Source organism: Amycolatopsis orientalis DSM 43388 (genome assembly GCF_000411975.1).
Taxonomy (GTDB): domain Bacteria; phylum Actinomycetota; class Actinomycetes; order Mycobacteriales; family Pseudonocardiaceae; genus Amycolatopsis; species Amycolatopsis orientalis_D.
Genome location: NZ_ASXG01000100.1, coordinates 1 through 6,695 on the forward strand (window position 1 = coordinate 1; position 6,695 = coordinate 6,695).

8 protein-coding genes are annotated in these 6,695 nt (G+C 69.8%); 3 read left to right on the plus strand and 5 right to left on the minus strand.

The window, feature by feature from the left end; translation table 11 throughout:
• Positions 1–697 precede the first annotated feature (697 nt).
• On the minus strand, positions 698–1,387 hold the full coding sequence (locus tag L942_RS20045; RefSeq protein ID WP_326929350.1) for an SDR family oxidoreductase: 690 nt from the start codon (positions 1,385–1,387) through the stop codon (positions 698–700).
• Positions 1,388–1,593: 206 nt separating this feature from the next.
• Between L942_RS20045 and L942_RS20050 the strand changes: the two genes are divergently transcribed.
• Positions 1,594–2,160, plus strand: coding sequence for a TetR/AcrR family transcriptional regulator (locus L942_RS20050; protein ID WP_037362604.1), 567 nt, complete (start codon positions 1,594–1,596; stop codon positions 2,158–2,160).
• Here the strand turns inward: L942_RS20050 and L942_RS20055 are convergent.
• From L942_RS20055 to L942_RS20070, 4 genes are read right to left on the minus strand one after another with little or no spacing between them, the layout of a single operon-like run.
• Positions 2,157–2,612 (minus strand): YdeI/OmpD-associated family protein, encoded by a 456-nt coding sequence (locus L942_RS20055; protein WP_037362605.1) that lies wholly within the window; start codon positions 2,610–2,612, stop codon positions 2,157–2,159. The genes L942_RS20050 and L942_RS20055 overlap by 4 nt on opposite strands.
• Positions 2,613–2,636: 24 nt before the next feature.
• Positions 2,637–3,776 carry a glutamate--cysteine ligase gene (locus L942_RS20060; protein WP_037362606.1) on the minus strand — a complete coding sequence of 380 codons (1,140 nt, stop codon included), beginning with the start codon at positions 3,774–3,776 and terminating at the stop codon, positions 2,637–2,639.
• A gap of 10 nt (positions 3,777–3,786) precedes the next feature.
• Positions 3,787–4,332: a hypothetical protein gene (locus L942_RS20065; protein ID WP_037362607.1), complete on the minus strand. Its 546-nt coding sequence runs from the start codon at positions 4,330–4,332 to the stop codon at positions 3,787–3,789.
• A complete protein-coding gene (locus L942_RS20070) occupies positions 4,329–5,096 on the minus strand; it encodes an alpha/beta hydrolase (protein ID WP_037362608.1) in 768 nt (255 codons plus the stop codon). Before L942_RS20070 ends, L942_RS20065 begins: the two co-directional genes overlap by 4 nt.
• A 217-nt stretch (positions 5,097–5,313) precedes the next feature.
• On the opposite strand from L942_RS20070, the gene L942_RS20075 reads away from it, so the two are divergent.
• Both L942_RS20075 and L942_RS20080 read left to right on the plus strand, forming a co-directional pair.
• Complete coding sequence (locus tag L942_RS20075) at positions 5,314–6,075, plus strand: lysophospholipid acyltransferase family protein (protein WP_037362609.1); 762 nt, start codon at positions 5,314–5,316, stop codon at positions 6,073–6,075.
• A gap of 20 nt (positions 6,076–6,095) precedes the next feature.
• Positions 6,096–6,584, plus strand: coding sequence for a polyadenylate-specific 3'-exoribonuclease AS (locus tag L942_RS20080; RefSeq protein WP_009075260.1), 489 nt, complete (start codon positions 6,096–6,098; stop codon positions 6,582–6,584).
• Positions 6,585–6,695: the final 111 nt, after the last annotated feature.

A 6,695-nucleotide genomic window follows, 5' to 3' on the forward strand; every position in this document is an offset into this window, starting at 1 on the left:
CCACCGCAGCAGCGGCCTGAGAAACAGTCAGCTCCGGTGTCAACCGAAGCCTGGGCAGACCCAAGCAGGCCCGGGGCGGGTGTGGCTGGTGCGTGGCGTTTGGCGGTGGAGCGGGTGCTGCGCGGGCGCGGTCGTTCTGGCGCTGGCAGCAAGAAGCGCTGCCGTGCGGGTGTGGTTGTTTGGCGCCGCTGGGCGGTGAAGCAGGCACTGCGTGGGTGTGGTTTCTCGCGCGCGGAGCGTGCGCTTTTGCGCCGCTGGGCGGTGAAGCAGGCACCGCGTGGGTGTGGTTTCTCGCGCGCGGAGCGTGCGCTTTTGCGCCGCTGGGCGGTGCAGCGGATGCCGTGCGGGTCTGGCTGGTGCGTGGCGTTTGGCGGTGGAGCGAGTACTGCGCGGGCGTGGTCGTTTGGTGCCGCTGGTCGGTGAAGCGGGCGCTGCGTGGGGCGGCCGTTTCGTGGTGCTGGGCAGTGAGAAGTGGCTGCCATGCGGTGTCACTGTTTTGCGCCGCTGGGCGGTGGAGCGGGTGCCGTGCGGGTGTGGCTGGTTAGTGGCGCTGGGCGGTGAAGCAGGCCCGGGGCGGGTGTGCCTGTTTCGTGCCGCTGGGTGGTAAAGCGGGCAGGCCTGCTTCCTGCCGCTCGGCGGTGTTCCGGGCGTTCGCCTCTTCGTGCGCCCGGTCGGCTCCCCGCGGCTCAGCCAGCCGTCACACCGTCTTCACCGAACCCGAGTCCACCAGGTGGTCCGTCCCGGTGATGCTCCCTGCCAGCGGCGACGCCAGGTACGCGATCAGCGTGGCCACCTCGCCCGGTTCGATCAGTCGTCCGGTCAGCATTCCGGCACCGGCGGGCAGTCCGGCCAGCAAATCCTTCTGCGACAAGCTCATCGACGAGGCCAGCTCGGCACCGTAGCTGTCTGGACCTTCCCACAGCGCGGTGCGAACCGGCCCGGGCGAGACGGTGTTGACCCGCACGCCTTGCGGCCCGAACTCCTCCGCCAGTGCTTTTCCGAACGCGGTCAGCGCGGCTTTCGCGGTGGTGTAAGCGATCGGGCCCGAATGCGGCATCCGCGCGCCGTTCGAGGACACCGTGACGATCGCGCCCCGGCGTTCGATCAGATGCGGCAGCGCGGCGCGAGAAGCCCGGACCGCGGCGAGGAAATTCAGCTCCAGCAACTCCGTCCAGTGCTGGTCCGCGAGCGACAAGAAACCGCCGACCTGCCCGCGTGCGCTGTCTCCGCCGCCGACGTTGTTCACCAGGACGTCCAACCCGCCGAGTTCCGCGACGGCCTGCTCGATCAACCGTCCCGGACCGTCGGGCGTGGCGAGGTCCACCGCGACCGGCGCCGCGCCGGTTTCCTTCAATTCCGGCGTGATCGTCCGGGCTCCGGCCACCACGCGCATTCCTTCGCCGATCAGTGCGGAAAACCGTGGCCAGCCCGATTCCCCGGCTCGCTCCGGTGACGACTGCGGTCTTGCCGGTCAGCTTCAGGTCCATGTGAAAACCCCCAAGTCGAGTCAAAGACGATGCAGCTAACTTAGCAGTTGCAACATAGATGTCGCAACTAAATACCGAACAGCAACCATGACGTAAACTGGAAAGCATGGAGAAACGGGCCCTGCGCGCGGACTCGGAACGGACGGCCCAGGCGATCCTCGAGGCCGCCGAACGAGTGCTCAGCGACAACCCGGCGGCGACCATGGAGCAGATCGCCGCGGCCGCCGGCGTCTCGCGGACGACCGTGCACCGCCGGTTCGCCAGCCGGGACGCGCTGGTGGACGCCATGACCCGGTGGGCGACGGAGCAGTTCCGCAACGCGCTCGACAGTGTCCGGCCCGACGTCACGCCGCCGCTGGTCGCGCTTTACCAGGTGACCGCGAACGTGCTGCGCGTCAAGCTCCGGTGGGGGTTCGCGATGAACGCGAACCCGGCGGAAGAAGGCGTCCTGACCCCGGACGTGCTCGCCCACTGCGACGTTTTCTTCCGCCGGCTGGAGGAAAGCGGCGCGCTGCGTCCCGGCGTCGACCTGGTCTGGGCGCGCCGCGTGTACTGCGCGCTCATCCACGAAGCAGCGCAGGACCAGGACTCCGCCGACCCGGACGCGCTGGCCACCCGCGTCGTCGACACCGTCCTCGGCGGCTTCGGCAGACCCGGCGTGACGGTGGGCTAGGGGAGCCCGTCCCCGGCCAGTTCGGCGACGATCTTCGCGATCCGCCGCTCCCGCGTCTCGGCGCGCTTGGCCGACGTGACAGCTTCGGCGCGTTCCCGTTGCGCGGTAAAGGAAAGCTTGTCGAACGCGGCCCGTGCGCCGGTTCGTTCCGCCAAAGCGGCCACGAGGTCGTCCGGCAGCTCGACGGTCCGCTCGGCCAGGTCGGCTTCGAGCGTGACCTCGACCGTCTCCCCGGCGGCGACCCCGGCTGCCTCCCGGTTCGCCGCGCTGAGCGGCAGCATGAAGTCGCCGGAGTAGACCGCGACCGTGCTGCGGTAGGTGTGCGGGCCGATGCCCACCCGGACTTTCGGCCGCCGTCCCTGGCCGAGCGCCTCGACGACTTCGGCCGGGACCCGGAAACCGGTGGCGGTTTTGCCGTTGAGCTCGACGACCGTGCGGAACGTATGCGACATCGCTGCCTCCTGGAACAACCGCGGCTAAGCGTGCGGGACGCCGTCGCGCATCTCGGTGACCAGCGCGGCGACCACTGCCTTCAAAGATCCGTTGTACTGCTTCGCCACCGCCCGCTGCCGCTGGTAGCTCGCGCCGACCCGGAGGATGTTCTCGACATCGCGCAGCTCGCGGGCGCAGTCCAGCCGCTTGGCGACCGGTTCGAGCCGGTCCAGCAGTTCGGCGAGGTCTTCGGTGACGAGGCGTTCGCGTCCGGCGGCGTCGAGGATGACGATCGCGTCCAGGCCGTAGCGGGCGGCGCGCCACTTGTTCTCCTGCACGTGCCACGGCGGCAGCGCCGGCAGCGTTTCGCCCTTGTCGAGACGGGAGCTGAAGTCGTCCACGAGGCACTGCGTGAGCGCCGAGATCGCGCCGACCTCCTGCAGCGTCGGCAGCCCGTCGCACACGCGCATCTCGATGGTGCCGAAATGCGGGGCCGGGCGGATGTCCCAGCGGATCTCGGAGAAGTGGTCGATCACGCCGGTGGTGAACATGTCCTCGACGTAGCCCTCCAGCTCCGCCCATTCGCGGAACTGGAACGGCAGCCCGGCGGTCGGCAGCTGCTGGAACATCAGCGCCCGGTTCGAGGCGTACCCGGTGTCCTCGCCGGACCAGTACGGCGACGAAGCCGACAGCGCCTGCAGGTGCGGCGCGTAGCGCAGCAGCCCGTCGAGCACCGGCAGCACCTTGTCCCGGTGGTCGAGCCCGACGTGCACGTGCACGCCGTAGATCAGCATCTGCCTGCCCCACCACTGGGTGCGGTCGATGAGTTTGGCGTAGCGCTCCTTGTCGGTCACCTTCTGCCGGTACCACGAGGAAAACGGGTGCGAGCCGGCGGAGAACACCTCGACGCCCAGCGGGTCGGCGACCCGGTGCACCTCGTCCAGCGCCTCGTCGAGGTCGTGTTTCACCTCGGCGACCGTGCGGCAGACGCCGCTGACGACCTCGATGGTGTTGAGCAGCAGTTCCTGTTTGATCCGGGGATGCTCGGCCTGCCCGTCCGGGCGGACCGCGGCGAGCAGTTCCTCGGCGACCGATCGCAGTTCGCCGCTGCGCCGGTCCACCAGCGCGAGTTCCCATTCCGCGCCGACGGTGGAACGCCGCGACGCCCGGAAGTCGATCCGCATGCCCGCCCGGTCAGACTTGGGCGCCGTTGCTGGGGTCCGCGCCCGGCGGCGGGCCCTGGCGCACGCGCAGCAGGAGCAGCGCGATGCCGGTGGCGAGCGAGAGGATGCCGAGCGGCGTGGCGAGCGCCGGGCCGACTCCGATCAGGTTCGGCACGATCAGCAGCAGGAGCCCGACGACGAAGAACAGCAGCACGACGAACGCGCCTTTGCGCCAGCGCGGCAGCGGCGGCGGCTCCGGCGGCACGTAGTGCTCGTCGTCCTCGGCCGGGTCGCCGGAGAACATCGTGGTGTCCCAGTCGGTGCCGCCGGTGCGCCAGCCCTCCGGCGACGGGGGAGCGGACGGCGCCGGCGGGTCCGCTGCGGGCTTCGGCTTGGCCTGGCCCGCGTCGGTTTCCGCTCCGGCGGACGCGTCGGGTTCGGCGGATGCGGGGCCGGCGCCGGAGAACGGATCCTCGTCCAGGAACACGCCCACGCCCTCGGCCCGGAGGTCGGCCACGATCTCGGCGAACGTGGCGTCGACGTCCTCGGGCCCGTCCGCGCCTTTCCCCCGGTTCATCCGGCACCCACCTGTCCCGCCCGCAGCTTCCGGGCGAACTCGACACTGCGGCTGAAGATCAGGTCCGCGTCGTGGTCCTGCGTCGCGACGTGGAAGCTGTTCTCCAGCACCACCTCGGTCACGTTCGTGCTCGAGATGCTGTCCAGCACTATCCGCGAATTCTCGGGTTCGACGACGTGGTCGACCCGCGAGTGCAGCAGCAGCACGGGCTGCGTCACCTTCGGCAGGTCGGCGCGCACGATCTTCCACAGCCGGGCGAGGCTCGCCGCGGCCCGCACCGGCGTGCGCGGGTAGGCCAGTTCGACCTCGCCGGGCTTCGCGATGTCGTTGCCGATCGCGCGGATCGAGGGGACCACTCGCGACAGCAGCGGCAGCACCTTGGCGTCCAGGCTCAGCCGGGTGACCGACGGGTTGACCAGCACGAGGCCGGAGATGTCCGAGCCGAACTCCTCGGCGAGGCGGAGGGCGAGCGTGCCGCCCATCGACATCCCGCCGACGAACACCTGGTCGCAGTCCGCGCGCAGCGCCAGCAGCGCCTCGCGGACGCATCCGTACCAGTCCTGCCAGGTCGTCCGGTTCAGGTCCCGCCAGTGCGTGCCGTGGCCGGGAAGCAGCGGGCAGCGCACCGCGAAGCCCTCGGCGGCGAGGTGCTCGCCCCAGGTGCGCATGCCGTCGGGCGTCGCGGTGAATCCGTGGCAGAGCAGGAAGCCGGCCCCGGAGGAACCCGGGTGGGAGAACGGTTCCGCGCCGGCGAGCACGCCCATCACGAACGCCCTTCCGAATCGAAGCGGTGGAGTCCTCCCATGCTCTCACGCCGAAGCCGGGTTGTGGGCCCCACTCGCGGAAGCGAGAATCCTTCGGTCCCGCTGTGAGATCGGTCGCTGCCCCCGGGTGACCGTCCGCTCTCGCGTTGTGCGGGCCCGTCCTCGTTCCGTACCCTGACCTGCCGGGGCCCGCGCGGCAGGAAAGGACTGGAACCCGGTGCTGTACTGGCTGATGAAGTGGGTGTTCATCGGGCCGCTGCTGAAGACGCTGTGGCCCACCAAAGTCGTCGGCGCCGAAAACATCCCCGAGACGGGTGGCGCCATCCTCGCCGGGAACCACCTCGCGGTCGCCGATTCGTTCTTCATGCCGCTGCGGGTCAAGCGCAAGGTCACCTTCCCGGCGAAGTCCGAGTACTTCACCGAACCCGGGTTCAAGGGCCTGCTCAAGAAGTGGTTCTTCACCGGCGTCGGCCAGTTCCCGATCGACCGCTCCGGCGGCAACGCCGCGCAGGCCGCGCTCGACACCGCGATCAAGCTGGTCAAGAACGGCCATCTGCTCGGCATCTACCCGGAGGGCACCCGCTCCCCGGACGGGCGGCTGTACAAGGGCAAAACCGGCGTCGCCCGGATCGCGCTCGAATCGCGCGCCGTGGTGATCCCGGTGGCGATGGTCGGCACGGACAAGGTCAACCCGATCGGCTCCCGGATGTGGTGGCCGCGACGGCTCGAGGTGCGCTTCGGCGAGCCGCTCGACTTCTCCCGCTACGAAGGCCTGGCCGGCGACCGGTTCATCGAGCGGTCCATCACCGACGAGATCATGTACGCGCTGATGGAGCTGTCCGGCCAGGAGTACGTCGACATCTACGCGGCCAAGGCCAAGGAACTGCTCGCCGCCGAGGCCGCCGGGGTCAAGCCCGCGGTGCCGGCCCAGGTGCGGGCCGCCGACGCCGACCGGGTGCCGGAGACGAAGGCCGGGTAGCGCCCTACTAGAGTTCCCCGGTGCGTTTTTTCTACGACACCGAATTTATTGAGGACGGCGTGACGATTGACCTCGTGTCGATCGGTGTCGTTGACGAGCGCGGACGCGAGTTCTACGCCGTGTCCACCGATTTCGATCCCGGACGGGCCGGGGCTTGGGTCCGGGAGAACGTGCTGCCCAAGCTGCCGTCTCCCGCGGATCCCGCTTGGCGGAGCCGGGAGCGGATCCGGACCGACCTGCTCGAGTTCTTCGGGAAGCCGCCCGGCGGGATCGAGCTGTGGGCCTGGTTCGCGGCGTATGACCATGTGGCGCTGGCGCAGCTGTGGGGGCCGATGCCGGCGTTGCCTCGGCAGTTGCCTCGGTTCACCCGGGATCTGCGGCAGCGGTGGGAGGACGCGGGGAAGCCCAAGTTGCCGGCCGCGCCGGGGGATCAGCACGACGCGTTGGCTGATGCTCGGCACAACTTGCAGCGGTGGGAGGTTATTGAGGCTGCTTTTCGGCGGCGGTGAGGGTTTGGTTTCGGCTCGTCGCCCTGGCGGGCGACATTGCTGTGGTGAGGGGCGTGGGGCACCCCGAAGCTTGATTGTGCTGACGGACGGCGGGTGCTTGTCAAGGCGGGA